The 19,516-nt window shown below is 70.3% G+C and carries 14 protein-coding genes and 1 pseudogene; 11 read left to right on the plus strand and 4 right to left on the minus strand.

Features of this window, described 5'->3' with window-relative positions; translation table 11 throughout:
* Window positions 1–29 precede the first annotated feature (29 nt).
* Window positions 30–1,205 carry a glycosyltransferase gene (locus R2707_01735; GenBank protein MEZ5243790.1) on the plus strand — a complete coding sequence of 392 codons (1,176 nt, stop codon included), beginning with the start codon at window positions 30–32 and terminating at the stop codon, window positions 1,203–1,205.
* Here R2707_01735 and R2707_01740 read toward each other — a convergent pair.
* Window positions 1,202–2,173 carry a GNAT family N-acetyltransferase gene (locus R2707_01740; protein ID MEZ5243791.1) on the minus strand — a complete coding sequence of 324 codons (972 nt, stop codon included), beginning with the start codon at window positions 2,171–2,173 and terminating at the stop codon, window positions 1,202–1,204. The two genes, R2707_01735 and R2707_01740, sit on opposite strands and share 4 nt — an antisense overlap.
* Before the next feature lie 43 nt (window positions 2,174–2,216).
* On the opposite strand from R2707_01740, the gene R2707_01745 reads away from it, so the two are divergent.
* Together R2707_01745 and R2707_01750 are read left to right on the plus strand one after the other, a co-directional pair.
* Window positions 2,217–3,020: a polysaccharide deacetylase family protein gene (locus R2707_01745; protein ID MEZ5243792.1), complete on the plus strand. Its 804-nt coding sequence runs from the start codon at window positions 2,217–2,219 to the stop codon at window positions 3,018–3,020.
* The gene (locus tag R2707_01750; GenBank protein MEZ5243793.1) at window positions 3,017–4,186 is read left to right on the plus strand and encodes a glycosyltransferase family 4 protein; all 1,170 of its coding nucleotides are present in this window, start codon (window positions 3,017–3,019) and stop codon (window positions 4,184–4,186) included. Before R2707_01745 ends, R2707_01750 begins: the two co-directional genes overlap by 4 nt.
* Here R2707_01750 and R2707_01755 read toward each other — a convergent pair.
* Both R2707_01755 and R2707_01760 read right to left on the minus strand, forming a co-directional pair.
* Window positions 4,135–5,256 (minus strand): glycosyltransferase, encoded by a 1,122-nt coding sequence (locus R2707_01755; protein ID MEZ5243794.1) that lies wholly within the window; start codon window positions 5,254–5,256, stop codon window positions 4,135–4,137. The two genes, R2707_01750 and R2707_01755, sit on opposite strands and share 52 nt — an antisense overlap.
* Window positions 5,253–6,374 (minus strand): aminotransferase class I/II-fold pyridoxal phosphate-dependent enzyme, encoded by a 1,122-nt coding sequence (locus R2707_01760; GenBank protein ID MEZ5243795.1) that lies wholly within the window; start codon window positions 6,372–6,374, stop codon window positions 5,253–5,255. The genes R2707_01755 and R2707_01760 overlap by 4 nt, the downstream gene beginning before the upstream one ends.
* Window positions 6,375–6,500: 126 nt before the next feature.
* Between R2707_01760 and R2707_01765 the strand changes: the two genes are divergently transcribed.
* From R2707_01765 to R2707_01775, 3 genes are read left to right on the plus strand one after another with little or no spacing between them, the layout of a single operon-like run.
* Complete coding sequence (locus tag R2707_01765) at window positions 6,501–8,228, plus strand: division plane positioning ATPase MipZ (protein MEZ5243796.1); 1,728 nt, start codon at window positions 6,501–6,503, stop codon at window positions 8,226–8,228.
* Between the two features lie 5 nt (window positions 8,229–8,233).
* Window positions 8,234–9,607, plus strand: coding sequence for a hypothetical protein (locus R2707_01770; protein MEZ5243797.1), 1,374 nt, complete (start codon window positions 8,234–8,236; stop codon window positions 9,605–9,607).
* Between the two features lie 14 nt (window positions 9,608–9,621).
* A complete protein-coding gene (locus R2707_01775; protein ID MEZ5243798.1) occupies window positions 9,622–10,779 on the plus strand; it encodes a PqqD family peptide modification chaperone in 1,158 nt (385 codons plus the stop codon).
* Between the two features lie 14 nt (window positions 10,780–10,793).
* On the opposite strand, the gene R2707_01780 is transcribed toward R2707_01775, so the two are convergent.
* Window positions 10,794–12,500 carry a diguanylate cyclase gene (locus R2707_01780; protein MEZ5243799.1) on the minus strand — a complete coding sequence of 569 codons (1,707 nt, stop codon included), beginning with the start codon at window positions 12,498–12,500 and terminating at the stop codon, window positions 10,794–10,796.
* A gap of 337 nt (window positions 12,501–12,837) precedes the next feature.
* On the opposite strand from R2707_01780, the gene lpdA reads away from it, so the two are divergent.
* The 5 genes and pseudogenes from lpdA to R2707_01805 all read left to right on the plus strand — a co-directional run bounded on the left by lpdA (window position 12,838) and on the right by R2707_01805 (window position 19,472).
* Complete coding sequence (gene lpdA, locus R2707_01785; protein MEZ5243800.1) at window positions 12,838–14,274, plus strand: dihydrolipoyl dehydrogenase; 1,437 nt, start codon at window positions 12,838–12,840, stop codon at window positions 14,272–14,274.
* Window positions 14,275–14,320: 46 nt separating this feature from the next.
* Window positions 14,321–15,751, plus strand: a pseudogene (sucB, locus tag R2707_01790) (2-oxoglutarate dehydrogenase, E2 component, dihydrolipoamide succinyltransferase).
* Between the two features lie 19 nt (window positions 15,752–15,770).
* Window positions 15,771–17,501, plus strand: a complete 1,731-nt coding sequence (gene lipA, locus R2707_01795) for a lipoyl synthase (protein ID MEZ5243801.1) — start codon at window positions 15,771–15,773, stop codon at window positions 17,499–17,501.
* A 10-nt stretch (window positions 17,502–17,511) separates the two neighbouring features.
* On the plus strand, window positions 17,512–18,621 hold the full coding sequence (locus R2707_01800) for a Xaa-Pro peptidase family protein (GenBank protein MEZ5243802.1): 1,110 nt from the start codon (window positions 17,512–17,514) through the stop codon (window positions 18,619–18,621).
* Window positions 18,618–19,472 (plus strand): hypothetical protein, encoded by an 855-nt coding sequence (locus R2707_01805; protein ID MEZ5243803.1) that lies wholly within the window; start codon window positions 18,618–18,620, stop codon window positions 19,470–19,472. The genes R2707_01800 and R2707_01805 overlap by 4 nt, the downstream gene beginning before the upstream one ends.
* Window positions 19,473–19,516: the final 44 nt, after the last annotated feature.

Consider the following 19,516-nt stretch of genomic DNA (forward strand, 5'->3'; position numbering starts at 1 on the left):
CCCGATCCGCCCGACCGATGGAGACGTCGATGACCTCTCCCACCTCGGCTTCTCCTGCATCGCCATCTCCTGCATCGCCGGCGGCCCGGCGGCTGCTCTTCGTGTCATCGGTGGTCGAGGGAGGATCGGGACGCAGCCAGCGTGAGCTCGCCGCGGCGCTCCAGGCCCACGGTCGCCAGGTCCGCTTCCTGGTCGATGCCGGCGACGAGGCGAAGCGACGGCGACGGATGCTCTCGGAGTTCACCGACGCCGCTGTTCGATTCGACGGTCGTCCCATCGGGCGACCCGTCGATCTCGTGCGCCGCCGGCTGGGGGCGCGCGTGGAGACCAGGGAGATCGCCGGTCTGCGACACGACAGCACCATCGCGCCGGAGAACGCCATCGAGCAGTCGGTTCGCCGTTGGCGACCCGACGTCGTGGTCGCCTCGAGCATCTCCCGGGTGACCTGGCGGCGGGTCCGTGCCGTGTGCCGCGAGCGGTCGATCCCGACCGCGCTGTACCTGCGGGAAGCGCCGGCGATCGGCCATCTCACCGCCGGTCTCTTCCCCGATCTGCTCCTCGCCAACTCCGGGACACTGGTCGACGACGCGGCGCGTCTCGGCCATCACGCCGCGCTGGTCCCGTCGGTGGTGCGGATCGACCCGATGGAACTCCCGCCCACCCGGGAGGTCCTCCTCCTGGTGAATCCGCTGGCCAGCCACGGTCTCCACGTCATCGGACCGCTGGCCGCGGCGCGTCCCGACATCCCGATCGTGCTGCAGGAGTCGTGGTCGCTCGCCGGAACAGACCGTCGCGAGGTCGAGCGCCTGCTCGCGGCGCACGACAGCATCACGTTCCGTGCCTTCGAGCCCCGTCCCGGCATCGTCTTTCGCGATGCCCGGATGCTGCTGACCCCCCACCAGGTCGACAATCGGCCGCGCACCGTGCTGGAGGCGCAGGCCAACGGGCTCCCCGTGGTCGCCAGCGACCTGCCGGGTCTACGCGAAGCCGTGGGAGACGGTGGCACCCTCGTGGCCCCCGACGCCGGCCCCGACGAGTGGATCCGCGCCGTCGGCACGCTGTGGGACGACGAGTCGCACTGGATGGCGCTGTCGGATCGCGCCCGGATGCACGCCGCCCGCCCCGAGGTGCGACCCGATGCGATCGCCGCGCACTTCAGCGCGGTGATCGACGACCTCGTCGATCGTGTCGGGGCGGGCGACTAGAAGAGTTCGATGTCGCCGAGGGCGAACCGGAAGTCCTCGAGGTCGGGGCCCGTGCCCGCGAGATCGCGCACCGTCAGCCGTGGCCCGAGTCTCGGCAACGTCGGCAACCAGGGGGCCGGATGCGGTGGCCGGGCCAGTGTCAGGAGATGGTCGGCCGAGAGATCGTGGCGAAGGCGGCGCAGCAGTCGGCGGGTCGCCTTGGCGTCGGGGCTGAACACCTCAGCGAGGACCGCCTCGAGGGCCGGTCCCCGGCGTCGCAGCCGGATCACCGCCGCCGCATCGTCGGACCGGATGACCCGATAGGCGAGGGGCTCGAAGCCGTAGCGCCACAGGAGGTGATCTCGGGTTCTCGTCGTTGCGATCGCCGACGGCGAGGGTGTGGCGGCGTCGAGTTCGACGAGGTCGTCGATGGCACGGTCGACGGTCACACCGAGCGCACAGGGTTCCGACCACTTCTGTGCCGCCGTTCGCGCCTGGGCCAGTCTCGGCAGCGAAGTGGGCCCGCGTAGCGCGAATCGGGTCGGGATGCGGCCGACCTCCCGCCATCCCATGCGGAGGTAACCGGGGCGGCTGTTGTCGTTGGGTGTGTTGAAGACGAACTCGATGCCGTCGGCGGTCAGTTCGTCGACGGCAGCGGTCGTCAACGCCCGGAAGATGCCCCGACGCTGGTGGTCGGGGTGGGTGGCGGTGTCGACGGCCCGTACGGCGCGACGCGTGGCCCCGTCGGGACCGGTGAAGTTCCAGCGCAGCATCGTGCGGAAACCGGCAACGGTGTCGGTCCCCGCGTGGGTGTCGTCGATCGCGAGCCACATCGGCGACGGTCCGGCCGGGTTGTCGAGGTGCTTCCAACGGAAGAACGCCTCGTTGGGTTCGTCGCGACGCCACCCGAGCGCAGCCGCGGCCACCGCGATCGCCGCCGGGATGTCGTCGTTCGTGCCGCGACGAACGGTGGGGGCGGGGCGATCCACGGGCGAGAGGTTATCCCTGCGCCGTACCTGCCGATGGGAGCGGGTGGGTCTCCTGCCTTCCGCCGTGAAGTTCGCCGCCGGTGCCGCCGACGTGGTTCGTCGCCCCGTCGCGGGCCTGGTGGTGCTGATCTATCACCGTGTCGGCGGACGGACCGGCGTACGCGTCGATCTTCCGACCCCGATGTTCGACGAGCAGATGGCGATGTTGGCGGCGAGCGGTGCCGTGCTGTCGCTCGACGAGGCCGTCGCTCGCCTGGCGCAGGCCGAGGACCTGCGGGGCCGAGTGGTCGTGACGTTCGACGACGGCACCGACGACTTCGTCGACGACGCGTTGCCGGTGCTTGCGCGCCACGGGATTCCGGCGACGCTGTATGTCGCCACCGCCCACATCGACGAGCGGATCGACTTCCCCGACGACGGCCGCCCGGCAACCTGGGCAGGCCTCGCGGAGTGTGTCGCCTCGGGGCTCGTCACCATCGGTTCGCACACCCATCGCCACGTGCTGCTCGACCGGCTCCCGCACGACCAGGTCGCCGACGAACTCGACCGCTCCATCGACCTCATCGGTGATCGACTGGGACTGTCGGCGCAGCACTTCGCCTACCCGAAAGCACTGCGACCCTCGCCCGGGGCCGAGCGCGAGGTGCGGGCCCGCTTCGTGTCGGCCGCATTGGCCGGTACCCGGGCCAACCCGATCGGTACGGACCTCCATCGTCTGGCCCGCACTCCGGTGCAGACCACCGACGGCGCCCGCTGGTTCGCCTGCAAGGTCGCCGGTGGCATGGGGTTCGAGGACGACCTGCGACGGCTCGTCAACCGGCGTCGCTACGCGGGGGCGTCATCGTGAGCGCTCGGCGCCTCGTGCACCTCACGACGACCGACATGAGCCTCGACTGGTTGCTCCGCCCCCAGCTCGAGGCGTTCGCCGATGCCGGCTTCGAGGTGTTCGGCATGTCGGCTCCCGGTCCCCATGTCGCCGCGCTCGAGGCGAGTGGTATCCAGCATGTGGCCGTGCCGTCGCTGACCCGGGCGATGTCGCCGATGCACGATCTGCGTGCGTTGCGCGACGTGCACCGCGCCCTGCGGCGCCTGCGGCCCGACATCGTGCACACCCACAATCCGAAGCCGGGAGTGCTCGGCCGCGTCGCCGCGAGAGCGGCTGGCGTTCCCGTGGTGGTGAATACCGTGCACGGGCTCTACGCCCTCCCCGAGGATCGGCTGGCGAAGCGAGCGGTCGTCTACGGCCTCGAACGGCTGGCCGGCACCTGCTCCGACGCAGAACTCCTCCAGAACCCCGAGGATCTCGCCGTGCTGCGCCGACTCGGAGTGCCGCACTCCAAGCTCTCGCTGCTCGGCAACGGCATCGATCTCCGGCGCTTCGACCCGTCGTCGGTTCCCGCCGCCAGTCGCGGCCGCATCCGGGCCTCGATCGGCGTCGACGACGACACGGTCGTGATCGGACTCGTCGGTCGCCTCGTGTGGGAGAAGGGCTATGCCGCCGTTTTCGAGGCGGCCGCGGCGATGCGCGACGAGAACTGCCGCTTCGTCGTCGTCGGCCCCGAGGAGCCGGACAAGGCAGGTGCGGTCTCGGCCGCCGACCGGGCCGAAGCCGAGCGCCACGGTGTCGTCTTCCTCGGTCGCCGCGACGACATGGCCGACGTCTACTCGGCGTTCGACGTCTACGTCCTGGCTTCGCACCGCGAGGGATATCCGCGTTCCGCAATGGAGGCGTCGGCGATGGGATTGCCGGTCGTGGCGACGAACATCCGCGGCTGTCGCCAGGTGGTCGCCGACGGTGTCACCGGGCGACTCTTCGACGCCGGCGATGCGGTCGGTCTCGTCGCGGCGTTGCGGCCGCTCGTGCGCGATGACGTGCGTCGCCGCCGTCTCGGCGACGCGGCGCGGCGCCGTGCCCTCGAACACTTCGACGACCGTGACGTCATCGACACGACGCTACGGACCTACGAATGGCTGCTGTCGGCCGCGCGGGTGCCGTCGATGGCCGCGGCGTAGATCTCCTCGATCTCCGAGATCGCACGGGATCGCTCGAATCGCTGCGCCTCGAGCGTGGCGGCGAGCGACAGCTCGCGGCGGCGCGCCTCGTCGCGCGCCATCGCCACGTGGTTGCCCGCGAGGGCATCGGCATCGCCGACCGCGGAGATGAGTCCGGCACGGCCGACGGCACTCGGTACCCCGCCGGCTGCGGTCGCGACGACCGGCAGACCGAGCGCCAGCGCCTCCATCACCGCCACCGGCAGACCCTCGTGGGCCGACGAGAGGGTGAGCATGTCGCCGGCGCTGATGATGCGTGTGGCATCGGGCCGATAGCCGAGTGCGGTGAACCGTCGGCCGATCCCGGCAGCCGCGATCCATCGGTCGACGTCGTCGGCGAGCGGCCCCTGCCCGACGAGGAGGTAGCGCAGGCTCGGCTCGTCGTCGAGCGCTCGGACGGCGGCCGCCACCAGGATGTCGAGCGCTTTCTCGCGACGCAGGTTGGCGACACACACGACGACGATGTCGGTGTCGTCGATGCCGAGTTCCGTGCGGACACCGCCTCGATCGGCGGTCGCGCGCACCGCGGCGATGTCGATGCCGTGCACCACGACGGTGACCCGGTCCGGAGCGATGCCGCGCACGGTGGAGCGGACGTCGTCGCTCACCGCGATCGTCGCGTCCTGGAGCCGGATCGTCAGCCGGTTCGCGAGACGGGTCACGCGATGGTGGCGGGGCCAGCGGTTGTGTTCGGTGCTCACGACCGCGGGCCGACGACCCCGCGGCACGGTGCGGACGAGGATCCGGGTGACGGCGGCGAGGGCGGGGGAGTGGACGTGGAGGACGTCGACGGGATCGGTCCGCAGGAGTCGGTGCAGCCGGACGACCCAGCCCGGGCGGACTGCGCTGGGGGCATCGAGGCAGCGATTGACGACGCCGGCGGCGTCGAGGAGCGGCACGAGATGATCCTTCTCGGGCACCAGGTAGACGACATCGTGCTCGATCGATCCCGGCGCCGTGGTCTGGGCGACCACGAGTCGCTCGGCGCCGCCCGGGCCGAGTCCCTTGAGAAGGTGGCGTACCCGGGTCACGAGAGCGCGGCGCGGGCGGCGTCGATGACGCGATCCAACTCCGAGCCGGTCATCGACGAACCGCTCGGGAGGCACACGCCGCGGGCGAACGCGGTCTCGGCGACCTCGCCACCGAAGACACGGCGATCCCCGAACACCGGTTGGAGGTGCATGGGCTTCCACGCCGGACGAGCTTCGGCATCGGCGGCGTCGAGCGCGGCGATCAGGTCGGCGGGTGAACAGCCGGCATCGTCGGCGAGCACGGCGATCGTCAGCCAGTTGTTGGGCGTCCCCCGTGGATCGAGCGGGTTGAACGACACCCCGCGGAGGTCGCCCAGCGCGTTCTGGTACGCCGCTCGGATCTCCGCCGTTCGGGCCAGCATGTCGGGCAGGCGGCGGACCTGTCCGCGGCCGATGGCCGCCAGGATGTTGCTGAGGCGGTAGTTGTAGCCGATCTCGGCGTGTTCGTAGTGCAGCACCGGCTCGCGGGCCTGGGTCGACAGGTGCCGGATGCGAGCGATCGCAGCGGCGTCCGCGGAGACGGCCATTCCGCCACCGCCGGTGGTCATGATCTTGTTGCCGTTGAAGGAGAAGACGCCGATGTCGCCGAACGAGCCGGCACCGGCACCTTCCCATGTCGCACCGACGGCTTCGGCCGCATCCTCGACGAGCGGTACGCCGTATCGCTCGCAGGCGGCGCGGATCGGTGCGTGGTCGGCGCACTGGCCGTAGAGATCGACGCTGATGACCGCGCCGATCCGTCGACCCTCCGCCACGGCGGTGCGCAGGGCTTCCTCGACCAGGGCCGGGTCGAGGTTCCAGGTGGACGGCTCGCTGTCGACGAACCAGGGCTCGGCGCCGACGTAGGCGACGACGTTCGCGGTGGCGGCGAAGGTGAACGACGGCACGACGACGACATCGCCCGGGCCGACCCCGCTCACGAGGAGCGCGAGGTGCAGGCCGGCCGTGCCACTCGTCAGCGCAACGGCGTGGGGGACACCGACGAGGGCGGCGAACTCTTCCTCGAACGCGGTGAGATCCGGTCCGACGGGGGCGACCCAGTTCGCGTCGAACGCGCCGAGCAGCAGTTCGCGTTCGACCGCCGTCATGTCGGGTGGGGAGAGGTAGATCCGGCCCATTGGGTCCTTTGGCTCATGTCGGCGGAGAACCTGCCGACAGGCAAAGCGTCGCACAAGCACGCGCTGGTCTGGCGTCTTCGGAGGGAGACGTCGGGCCGGCCTCGACGGGTGGGCGAAACCAAGGACATGGAACCCCAACATCTGATTCGAACCATTCGGCGCCGCTGGCGGCCGATCGTGCTGCTCGCCGTCGTCGGTGCGTCGCTCGGTGCCGCCAGTGCCGCTGTGGCCGAGGACGCTGCTCCGGCACCCGTCCCGACCGTCTACTACGACGCCTGCCACACGCTGCTCGTCGATCGGACCCTGTCCGACATCTACGAGACGGTCGACGTCAGCAATCTCGCACAGCTCGCCCAGCGGCTGACCCAGGGAGAGATCCCGGCCGCTGCCGCAGCCGCCCTCGGGCGCGATGCCGACACGCTCCAGACCCAGGTCCGCGTGGATGTCCGCAACGACATCCAGAGCATGTCGGTGTGCACCGTCGGCGAGACCGCGGCCGAGGCCGAGGCATCCGCCGACCAATTCGCCGCCCAGCTGGTCGGCTTCCTCCAGGCCGAGGCGCAGGCCTACCACGACGATCGCATCACCATCGCGATCGGCCAGGTCACCCAGGCCCAGACGTGCAAGGACAATGCTCTGTCGCTGCGCGACGCGAAGCTGCTGCTCGATCCCGAGGCCGACGTACGCGACGAGTCGATCGCGGTCGAGCTCTGCGAGAGCCAGCTCCGCCCGGCACAGTCCCGCCTGACCGACTTCGAGGCGTCCGGCGTGCCGGTCGTGCCGCTCGAGACCCTCGAAGAAGCCTCCGCGGTCGAGATCAGCGAACGGAACTACGACGCACGGCTGCGTCAGGGAGCCGCCGGTTCGAACGTGGAGGTAGGCATCGGCGACTCGGTCGGTGCCGGTACCGCCGCGCCGGCCGCAAGGGAGTCGGGACCGACCATTCCCGATGGTCCGCTGGCCCGGGGAGTTGCGGGCGCGCTCGTGGGCGCTGCGCTCGGTTTCGGCTTCGTCGTCTTCACCGAACGACTCGATTCCAAGCTGCGCAGCAAGCCCGACGTCGAGTCGACGCTCGATCTGCCGGTCCTCGCCGAGATCCCGCCGCTCAGTCGCAAGGATCGCAAGTCGACGCGCATCCTGACCCTCGAAGAACCGCGCTCGCGCACCGCGGAGTCGTTCCGCGCCCTGCGCTCGGCGCTCGACTACGCCCGGCGAATCGACGAGGACCAGGGTCGGGCACGGCCCGGTGCACAGGTCGTGCTCGTGACCTCCGCCGGCCCGTCCGAAGGCAAGACGACGACCGTCGCCAACCTCGCGACCGTGATGGCGGAAGGCGATCGGCGCGTCCTGGCGATCAATTGCGACTTCCGTCGCCCGCGGCTGCACCGGTACCTCGGAGGGACCGCGCATCCGCAGCGTCTCAACGTCACCGAGGTGCCCGGCGTGCAGCTCGTCACCCAGGTCACCGAGAACGACGGGGAGGCCACGCCCAGCGACGTGATCGCGGCGCAGCGTCGGCTCGTGCAACGGGCGATGGAGCGCTTCGACGTGATCCTGCTCGACACCGCGCCGATCCTCACCACCAATGACGCCGCCGATCTCCTCGGCGTGGCCGACCATGTCGTGTTGATCGTCAACTCGTCGGAGACCAAGGCCGAGTCGGCCGCCCGCGCGGCCGAGCTCCTCGAGCGTCGGGGTCGGGCCCCGCTCGGCGTCGCCCTCGTCGGCGCCCGCGATGTCCCGAACGCGTCGGACTACTACTACGACGACGACGATCCATATCTCGAACCGACCGGTCGGCGTCGTCGGCAGGTCGTCGACCTCACCGAACCCGAGGTCGCACCGGTTCGGTGATGAGGATGGCCGGACCGTCGTCGCCGGCAACGGCAACCCCAGAACCCGCGATCCCGAGACCGAGCGCCCGCGCCGCCGCCGCAGCGCCGGTCCGGCTCGCATGGGCCGCGCCGGCGGGATGGGCCCTCTGTGCGGTCGCGCTCGTCGCCTATGTGGCCGGAACCGTCATCGGCCGGTCGTCGATCCTCGGTGTCGCGACGGCGATGGGGGCGGTCGCGCTCTCGATCCCTGTGTTCGGCCGGATCGGCCGTCGGTTCCCCGATCTCGAGATGGCGGGGATCATGCGGCTGTCGCTCGGCGTCAAGCTGTTGGCCACACTGCCGCGCTTCTCGGCCCGCGAGGACAGCGTCGACTACCACCGGGTCGGCGCGTCGCTGGCCGACAGCTTCCGTCGGCTGGACTTCACCGTCGAGACCGGTCGGTCCATCCCGGGCACCGGATCCGTCCGCTATCTCACCGGCCTCGTGGAGGTCGTCACCTTCGAGGACGAGTTCGCCACCTTCGTGGTCTTCTCACTCCTCGGGTTCATCGGCTCGATCCTGTTCGTGATGGCCTTCCGCACGGCACTGCCGACGGTCGACACCAAGCGCTACGCGCTGCTGCTGCTCTTCTGGCCGTCGCTCGTCTACTGGCCGTCGAGTATCGGCAAGGAATCGGTGATCCTCCTCGGCCTGGGCACGGTCGCCTACGGCGGCGCTCGATTGTTGCGTGGTGACCTCCACGGTCTGGTCGTGACCGCGCTCGGAATGGTGGGGGTCGCGCTCGTCCGGCCCCACGTCGCGCTCATCGCGATGACGGCGCTGGTCGTGGCGGTGATCATCGGCGCGCCCGGGCGCGGCGCGATGCGCACCGTCGCGCGGGTCGCGCTGGTCGCCGCGCTCGTGGTCGGAGGCTCCGTCGCGTCGGATGCGGTGGAAGCGCTGTCCGACATCGACGGGCTCAACCCCACCGGACTCGAGGCCGCGCTCGACCTCGTCAACACGAGGTCGTCGCAGGGTGGCTCGCACTTCGAGGCCGCTCGCATCGACGGCATCACGGAGTACCCGTGGGGGTTCGTCACCGTGCTCTTCCGCCCCTTCCCGCACGAAGCCTCGAGCGCGGCGATGCTGGCCACATCGATCGAGGCGCTTCTCCTCGCGGTGCTGCTCGTCGGAGCGATCCCGCGGCTCATGGCGGCGGCGCGGTCGATCCGTTCGGAGCCCTACATCGCCTACGCGGTCGCGTTCACGATCGTGTTCGTCTATCTGTTCTCGGCCCTGGGCAACTTCGGGATCCTGGCGCGCCAGCGGGCCATGACGATCCCCCTGGTGTTGCTGGTCGTGGCCCTGCCGACCGCCAAGGAGCGGGTCCGGCAACGTCGACTGGGGGTCGATTCGTGAGGTATGCAGTCTCGGTGGCCCCGCGGCCACACCACCGCGTCGTCGCGTCGCCCCTCGGCGACGAGCTGGCGCTGTTCCATCTCGACACGAGACGTCTCCACGTCCTGAACGGTTCGGCTGCGGCCATCTGGCAGGAGCTCCACGTGGTGGAGACGATCGGCGATCTGGCCGTCCGTCTCGGCGACCGGTTCCAGGTGTCGCCCGTGGAGATCCGCTCCGACGTGGAACGCACGGTCGAGCAGCTGCGGGCCGACGGACTGCTCGAGATGGACGACCGGATGGCGAGCGGAGCCCCGCGATCGACGCGGCGGCCGGGTTCGATCGACCCGTCCCGGGTCGACGTTCCGGCGACCGGGTCCTTCGCTGCGCTCGACGCCCGGGTCGGCGTCGTCTGCGACGACGAGGAGATCGCCGCCGCTATCGGTGATGCGCTCGATCCTCTGCGCGTCGACGCGCCGCCGGAGGTCGTCATCGAGATCCGGCCGGCCGACGGAGTCGGATGGACGGTGCGAGTCGGCACGGCCGATCCGATCGCACTCGGGTCCCCGTTGGCCGTCGCGCTCCGCGCGATCGGCGAGGTGAACAATCTCGCGGTCGCATCGGTTCCCGGTGATCTCGTCCTGCATGCGGGCGCAGTCGCGGACCAGGGCCGTGCCGTGCTGCTTCCCGGCGGGTCGAACCACGGGAAGTCGACCCTCACGACCGCCCTCGTCGCCGACGGGTTCTCGTATCTGACCGACGAGGCCGCCGCGGTCGTCGACGGGCTCCGGGTCCGTGCCTATCCGAAGTCGATCGTGCTCGACCCCGGGTCGTTTCCGTTGTTTCCCGAACTCGCGCCGCCCGAGGATCTCGAAGGGCTCGCCCGTGCCGTCGCCGGCCGGGAGTGGCACATCGACCCCGCTCGTGTGGGCCCCGTGTCGGGTCCGTCGCCGGTCGCCGCCGTGATCTGCCCCCAATGGCGGGCGGGAGCAGCGACCCGAGTGTCGAGGATGCAGCCGGTCGAGGCGCTGCACCTGCTGTTGGGCGACGCGTTCGATTTCTCGGTCGGCGGCCAACCGGTCTTCGACCGCCTCGTCGAGCTGGTCGAGTCCGTGCCCGTCGTCAAGCTCAGCTACGGCGACACCGCGGCAGCCGTGTCGGCGGTGCGCGAAATACTCCTGACCACGGACTGAGTGGCCGGCGAGGTTCAGTCGGCCTCTCGACGAGTGCGTCGGCGGTCGCCCTCGACCGGCAACTCCTCGAGCGGCGGTAGGCCCTTGCGGCGGCGCTTCTCCTCGTACTGCATCTCGTCGGCGGCGCGGAGCAGATCGCCCGGGGTGAGCATGTCGGGCGTGGCCAGGGCCACCCCGCACGACAGCGACCGATTGTGGCCGGTCCGGGCGAACTGGGCGAGGGCGAGGTCGGTGACGGGATGGGCCGACAACATGCCGCCGCCGTCGAGGATGATGCAGAACTCGTCGCCGCCGATCCGACAGACCACCGAGTTCTCCACGGTCGCGGCCGCGTCGGCGAGCGAGCGTGCCGCGTCGACGAGCAGGGAATCGCCGGCGGCGTGCCCCTCGTTGTCGTTGACGACCTTGAGACCGTCGACGTCGCACATGATGACGGCGACGTCTTGACGATCGACGGGCGGACGGCTGAACACGTCGCGGAGCCGCTCCTCGAGGACCCGACGGTTGCCGAGGCCGGTGAGCGGATCGCGCAGGGCGAGTTCTTCGAACTCGGCGATGCGCTGTGCCTGTGTGACCGCTGCCGCGATGTGGGTGGCGACGAGCCGGAGCGTCGCGAGGTCGTCGTGGTCGAGGCTGCTGGATTCGGCTCTGGTGGTGGCGATCACGACGCCCCAGACGCTCTCGCCGATGTTGATCGGCCACGCGGCTTCCGAGCGCAACCCACGCTGGTACAGCGAGACGATGGAGGGATCGTCGGCGCGACCGTCCTCGGTGGAACGCACATAGCCCTGCCCGTCGAAGATCGTCTCGAGGCCGGGATGGTCGTCGGCGCCGTGGCGTTCCTCGGCGGGGAACCGTTCCTTGCCGGGACCGATGTCACCGACGTTGAGCAGGGTCTCGTATTCGGCGCGCTCGTGGTCGAGGCGGCCGATCGTCACCGTGGACGCCTGCAGGGCGCGTCGTGCCTGCTCGGCGATGACGAGCAGGACATCGGGCATGGAGTCCGCGGCGCGGACCGCGGCGCCGATCGACACCAGCGCTTCCACCGGGGAATCGCGTTCGGCGGGAACGAAGCGTTCGAGGCCGTCGAGCACGTCGTCGAGCTCGAGATCGGACTGGAGCGGGTTGCCGGAACTCAGCTCGAGGGTCGCGGCCGCGCCGAGGTCGGGATCGAGCGCCGAGCCGAGGAGTTCGTCGACGCGTCGTTGGCGAGCCGTCCAGTTGGGCGCTGCCCCCGGGGACGGATGGCCGACGAGCGTGGCGGCCAGGGCCAGCAGCCGGGCGGGCAACGGGATGTCGGGTCCGCGCATGCCGTGCGGGCCGCCGCTGCCGTCCCAGCGTTCGTATTGGTGCCGAACGGTCCGAGCCGTGCCGCCGAGCCCGTGGAGGCGGCTGAGGACGCTGGCCGACAGCACTGCGGATGCCGGATCGGGCACGATGTCGACGGTGCCGACCGGCCGAACGTGGGTCAACACGATCGAGATCTCGGCGAGCAGGGCGCCCGTGATCGCGTCGACACGATCGGAGACCGGTGCGCCGGCCGCGACGGCGAGGCGATCGACGAGGTGGGCGCGCAGTGCGGCGCGGCGCGCCGCGGGCGGGTCGAAGACCTCGAGGGAGCGACAGAGGGCCACGACACCGGCCCTCGCCGGGCGGCTCAGTGGACGGGCGCTCGCATCGGCGGTGCGGTCGGTGGCCTCGGACAGCGATTGTTGCTCCATCGGCGGCCCCGGCCTCCCTTCCCTCGCCTCAGTGCGTCCGGGATCATTTGTACCAGACCGCGACAGTCACGTTGCGTGTGCCAACACACCACTATACGTGACCCTTGGGATCCGGCGCCTCTTCGGCGCCCGGCCGGAAGGACCTGGGTCGAAACCGCGCCGCCCGGCCGCCATACTGGGGCGCGGCCGACGCCGCCGCAGCGACCGGAGTCAGCGACGATGAGCACCCGAAAACTGATCATCACCGCCCTGCTGACCGGATTGGTGATCCTGATCGCCGGAGCCGTGCAACTGGTCATGATCATGTCCTGAGCATCAGGGCCGGAGATCGCTATGGTTGACCTCGTTCTCACAGGAGGTGCTTCCGATCGACGGACAACATGATGTGATCGTGATCGGCGGCGGCCCCGGCGGCTACGCCGCAGCGCTGTACGGGGCAGGTATCGGCCTCGACGTCGGTCTGGTCGAGAAGGGCCTCATCGGCGGCACCTGTCTCCACGTCGGATGTATTCCGGCAAAGGAACTCCTCGAGACCGCCCACGTCTTTCGCACCGTGCAGGACGCCGCGGTGTTCGGCGTGAACTCCTCGGAGCCGACGGTCGACTGGTCGGTCACGATGACCCGCAAGCAGGCGATCATCGACCAGCTGGCGAGCGGCGTGACCGGCCTGCTCAAGGGTCGCAAGGTGACCCTCTACGACGGCGCCGGCTCGCTCGGCGCGAACCGCGAGGTTCGCATCACCGGTGGTGAGAGCGGCGATGTCACGCTCACCGGCCGCGCCGTGATCCTCGCGACGGGGTCGTTGCCGCGGACCATCCCCGGGTTCGAGGTCGACGGGGCGTTCGTGGTCACCTCCGACGAGGTGCTGTCGCTCGACGCACTGCCGGCTTCGGCCGCAGTCATCGGTGGTGGCGCCATCGGCTGCGAGTTCGCGTCGATGATGGGAGATCTCGGGGTCGACGTCACGATCCTCGAGGCGATGCCCCAGATCCTCGCGGGTTGCGACGCCGACGCGGCGAAGGTCGTCGAACGGTCGTTCAAGAAGCGTGGCATCACCGTCCGCACCGGGGTCAAGGTGCAGGGCCACACGCCGGATTCGGCCGGCGCCCATACGACCGTCGCGTTCGGTGAGGGCGAGACGCTCGACGTCGAGAAGGTCGTCGTGTCGGTTGGTCGTCGTCCGTTCGCCGACCTTCTCGGGCTCGAGGGCACCGGCGTCGTGGTCGACGAGCGGGGATTCGTCACCGTCGACGATCGCTGCCGTACCGGCGAGCCCGGTGTCTGGGCCGTCGGCGACCTGATCAACACCCCCCAACTCGCCCATGTCGCGTTCGCCGAAGGGATGCTCGCCATCCGCGACATCCTCGGCGAGTCGCCGGCACCGCTCGACCATCACGGCACACCGTGGTGCATCTACTGTCACCCGGAGGTCGCCTTTGCCGGCTACACCGAGGATTCGGCCAAGGCCGCCGGGTTCGACGTCGTGACCTCGTCGCACCGGTTCATCGGCAACGGCCGGGCCAAGATCGTCGGCGACACCGACGGCATCGTGAAGGTGATCGCCGAGCGGCGACCCGACGGTACCGGCGGGCGGATCCTGGGGGTCCACATGGTCGGTCCGTGGGTCACCGAGCAGCTCGGCCAGGGCTACCTCGCCGTCAACTGGGAAGCCACGGTCGACGAGGTGGCGGCGTTCATCCAGCCGCATCCGACGATGTCGGAACTCTTCGGCGAGACCGTCATGTCGCTGACGGGCCGCTCCCTGCACGGCTGATGCGACGAAACCCTACGATCAGCGAAGCGCTCGACGAGAACGGAATGAGGAACTGATGGCCGACGTCACCATGCCCCAATTGGGCGAGACGGTCACCGAAGGAACGATCACCCGCTGGTTCAAGCAGGTCGGCGACGCCGTCGCCATGGACGAGATCCTCTTCGAGATCTCGACCGACAAGGTCGACAGCGAGGTCCCGAGCCCGGTTGCGGGCGTCCTGAACGAGATCCTCGCCCAGGAGGGCGACGTGGTCGAGGTCGGTCAGGTCCTCGCCCGCATCGGCGATGCCGGCGACGCCTCCGCCGCCAGTGCACCCATCGTCGAACAGCCGGCGCCCGAGGCCTCCCCCTCCGTCGACACGGCACCGCCCCCGCCGCCCCCGCCGGCTCCGGCACCCGCGCCCGTGGCGCCGGCTCCCGAAGCGCCGGCTCCCGAGCCCGCCGTGGCCGAGACCCCGGCGCCGGCGGAGGCTGCTTCGGGAGAGGCAGAAGGCGACGCCGCTTCCGTCGTCTTGTCGCCTGTCGTGCGTCGACTGATCAACGACAACGGCCTCGACCCCGCCTCGATCGAGGGTTCGGGCATCGGAGGGCGCATCACCCGGGCCGATGTCGAGCGGGTGATCCTCGATGCCGGGAGCGCACCGGCCGCCGGCGAATCGACGACGACGACGCCGACACCGCCGCCGCCTCCGCCGCCGCCGGCCGCAGCCCCGGCGACCTCGGCTCCTGCGGCCGCTGCGGCCCCGGTGCCGGCAGTCGGATCACGCGATCAGGTCGTGCCGCTCAACAACATCCGCACCCGCACCGCCGAACACATGGTGATGTCCAAGCAGACGTCGCCCCATGTGCTCACAGCGATGGAGGTCGACTACGAGCGGGTCGAATACGTCCGTCGTGCCGTGAAGTCGGGATGGAAGGCCGAGGAGGGGTTCAGCCTCACCTATCTGCCGTTCATCGCCCGCGCCGTCGTCGACGCCTTGCGCGAGTACCCGCATCTCAACGCCAGCTTCGGTGGCGATCATCTGGTCGTGCACGACGAGGTCAACCTGGCGGTCGCGGTCGACATCGACTTCCAGGGCCTCCTTGCTCCGGTCGTGAAGGGGGCCGACGGGAAGCGGCTTCGCCAGATCGCGCGCGACATCGTCGATGTGGCCTCACGGGCCCGGACCAAGCAGTTGCGCCCCGACGAGTTGTCGGGAGGCACCTTCACCCTCACCAACGCGGGCCAGTACGGCACGATGATGCAGTTCCCGATCATCAACCAGCCCCAGGTCGCGATCCTGTCCACCGACGGGGTGCAGCGAAAGCCCGTGGTCGTCACCGACGAGTACGGCAACGAGTCGATCGCGATCCACTCGGTCGGTGTGCTGGCCATGGCCTGGGACCACCGAGCCTTCGATGGCGCCTATGCCGCGGCGTTCATGCACCGCGTGAAGGAGATCATCGAGACGCGCGACTGGGAGGCGGAGGTCCGCTGAGCCCGCCGACGGTGAGGTCGTGACCGTCGCCGACGCGGCGTTCCGGGTCCGGTGGCTCGGACGGGTCGCGTATCGAGATGCGCTCGCCCTCCAGCGTGCGCTCAACGTCGACCGCCACGATCACCTGCTCCTGCTCGAGCATCCCCACACGATCACCATGAGCCGGCGCACACCGGCCGAACACCTGTTGCTCGACACCGCCGCCGTCGAAGCGCTGGGGGCAGAGGTGATGGAGACCGACCGTGGGGGTGACATCACCTACCACGGCCCCGGCCAGCTCGTCGGGTATCCCATCCTCACCCTTCCCGGGCGGCGTGGTGGCGGCATGGCCGACACCGCCGCCTACGTCGAGGGGCTCGAACAGGTGCTCATCGACGTCCTGAGCGAGCTCGGGGTCACGGCGGCTCGCCTGCCCCGCTGTACCGGCGTGTGGATCGACGCCGACGGGCTCCGGCCCCGCAAGATCGCCGCGATCGGGGTACGCATCACGCGCGCTCGCACCATGCACGGGTTCGCCCTCAATGTCGATCCCGACATGGGTTGGTTCGAGCGCATCGTTCCGTGCGGGATCACCGACAAGGGCGTCACCTCACTGGCGGCCGAAGGGGTCGATGTGTCGATGCAGGACGTGACCGATCTCGTCGCCGCCGCGATGGCTCGCCGCTTCGCCCCCGACCGACCGGTCGACCGGGCCGATGTCGCGTGGCGGGTGGCGGACCGGGATCTGGCGCCGTTCACCCGCGGCGAGGGAGCCGGGACACCCGTCGGGCGCGAGGGCGTCGGTCATGGCGACGAGAGCTTCGAGGCGCGGGCCGACGGAACCTCGGTGCGTCTCCTCGGCCGCCTCGAGGAGGCCGGGGCGACGACGCACGACCCGGTTCGGCTGCGGGCCCGCAAGCCCGAGTGGATGCGGGTCCCGCTCGACACCGGTCCCGAGTACCGGCGCATCAAGGCGACGATGCGCGAACTCGATCTCGTCACGGTCTGCGAGGAGGCCGGGTGCCCCAACATCTCCGAGTGCTGGAACGACGGCACCGCCACGTTCATGATCCTCGGCGAGCGCTGCACGCGGGCCTGCGGGTTCTGCCTGGTCGACACCCGCAAGCCCGCGCCGGCCGACGACGACGAGCCGGCCCGGGTGGCCGAAGCCGTTGCCCGGATGGGGCTTCGTCACGCCGTGGTGACGATGGTGGCCCGCGACGACCTCGACGACGGCGGCGCGGCGGCGGTGGCGGCCACGGTCGCCGCGGTCCGTGAACGCAACCCGGACTGTCGCGTCGAGACGCTCGTCTCCGACCTGAAGGGCGACGACGCCGCCCTCGACCTGCTGTTCGCGGCAAGGCCCGACGTCGTCAACCACAACATCGAGACCGTCGCCCGCCTGCAACGGGCGGTCCGGCCCTCGGCCGGCTACGCCCGAAGCCTGTCGGTGCTCGCCCGGGCCAAGGCGGCCGGGCTCACGACCAAGTCGTCGATCATCGTCGGGATGGGGGAGACGAGTCCGGAGGTCGAGCAGACCCTGGCCGATCTCGCCGCGGTCGCGACCGACATCGTCACGATCGGCCAGTACCTGCGGCCGACCTCGCACCATCTCCCGGTCTCCCGCTGGTGGGAGCCCGCCCAGTTCGACGAGTGGAAGCGCGTCGGTGAGGCGATGGGCATCGGGCACGTGGAATCGTCGCCGCTGACCCGCTCGTCGTATCACGCGCACGACGCCGCGTCGGCCGTTGCCGGCGTCCGCACGCCGTAGCCTCGACGAGATGTTCGCCGAACGACTCAACCGGGCCCGTGCGCAGATGGCGGCCGACGGTGTCGATGTCCTGATGCTCTCCGTCGGTGCCGACCTGCCCTACTTCAGCGGCTACGAGGCCATGCCCCTCGAGCGGATCACCATGCTGGTGGTGCCCCGAGACGGTGCGGCCACGCTCGTGGTTCCCGCGCTGGAGGCACCGCGCGTGCGCGAGCAGCCGGGTGTGTTCACGATCGCTCCGTGGTCGGAGAGTCAGGACCCCATCGCCCTGATCGCCCGGCTGATGGGCCCGGCCGAAGTCGCGGCGGTGGGTGACCACATGTGGAGCGGCTTCCTCGTCGACCTGATCGGGGCGCGGCCCGACACCTCGTTCCGACGGGCGTCGACGATCACGAGCCCCATCCGATCCGTGAAGACCGCCGACGAGATCGCCCGGCTCCGCGCGGCGAGCGCGGCAGTCGACCGGATTGCGGCACGCCTGCAGGCCGGTGAGATCCCGCTGATCGGGCGAACCGAGGCCGAGGTGTCGGCCGAACTCGGTCGCCAGATCATCGACGAGGGTCACGACCGCGTGAACTTCGCGATCGTCGCAGCGGGCGAGAACGCGGCATCGCCGCACCACGAGGCCGGTCCGCGCGTCATCCGCGAGGGCGAAGGCGTTCTGTGCGACTTCGGCGGCACCATGGTCGGCGACGACGGCATCGGCTACTGCTCCGACATCACCCGCTGCGTGTGGGTGGGGGAGACGCCCGAGCGCGACTTCCTCGAGGCCTATGCCGTGCTCCACGAGGCACAGGCGGCGTCGGTTCGGGCCGCAACGGTCGGGACGCCGGCCCACGACGTCGACCGGGCCGGTCGCGAGAAGATCGAGGCTGCCGGGTTCGGCGCGTACTTCATCAACCGCACCGGCCACGGCATCGGGGTCGAGGCCCACGAAGACCCCTACATCGTCGAGGGCAATCTCGAACCGCTGGTCGCCGGCAACGCCTTCTCGATCGAGCCCGGCATCTACATGCCCGGGCGATGGGGGATGCGCCTCGAAGACATCGTGGTGGCGACCGACGCGGGCCCCGATCCACTCAATCTGGTCGATCACCACCTGGCGGTGGTGACCGCGTGATCCGCGTCGACGGGGCCACCGTGCTCGTCCAGTGGGCGGCCGGTGGCTGGCTCTTCCTGTGGGTCACCACGCGTCGACGCGAGGTCGGGCTCGGCTACGGCTGGCTCCAGCGGCTCGTGTTCCTGCTCCTGGCCGGCGGGTCGCTCGCCGCCGCGTTCGTCACCTCGCCGACCTGGACCCGAGAGATCGCCACGATCGCGTTCATCACGTCGGGGCTGATCACGCTGGGTCTCTCGGTCTCGCGTCGGCGTGCCGGCGTGGCCGGCCAGCGCGAGGTCGTGGAACGGCGAACCGCCCGGGTCGCGGACATGACCGGCATCGATCGGGAGGAGCAGCGTTTCGACAAGACCGCCGCGGAGTTCCCTCCGGCGCTCGACCTCGTCACCGCCGGCCTCGGACTCCTCGCGGTGCTCTTCGGCTCGATTGCGGCAGGGGATCCCGTCGCCCTGTCGATCTTCCGGGGCCTGACGAGCGCACTGTTCCTGGGCGTGGTGACCGACGCGATGCTGCTCGGCCACTGGTACCTCGTGCAGCCCGGACTCGCCCGGGCACCGATCCACGAGCTCGTCCGGTGGACGGGGATCCTCTGGGTGCCTGAGACGATCGCGATGCTCATCCCGACCGGCATGGTGTCGGTGCTCAACGGCGACATCGACGACGCGTACAACGGCCTGCTCGGGTGGTTCTGGGTCGCGTGCGTGGTGACGACCATCGGATTGGTGTTCGTCACCCGGGCGGCGCTCAAGGAACGCGAGTATTCCGCAGTGATGGCTGCGACGGGTCTGATGTATCTCGCGATCCTCACGGCGTTCGGCCAGGACCTCGTGGCCCGGATTCTCCTCGACACCTGATCGGGCCCGAACGGTGCTTGCCACTCCGACCTCCGGCGTGTGCA

The sequence above is a fragment of the Acidimicrobiales bacterium genome (assembly GCA_041394245.1).
Classification (GTDB): Bacteria; Actinomycetota; Acidimicrobiia; order Acidimicrobiales; family Aldehydirespiratoraceae; genus JAJRXC01.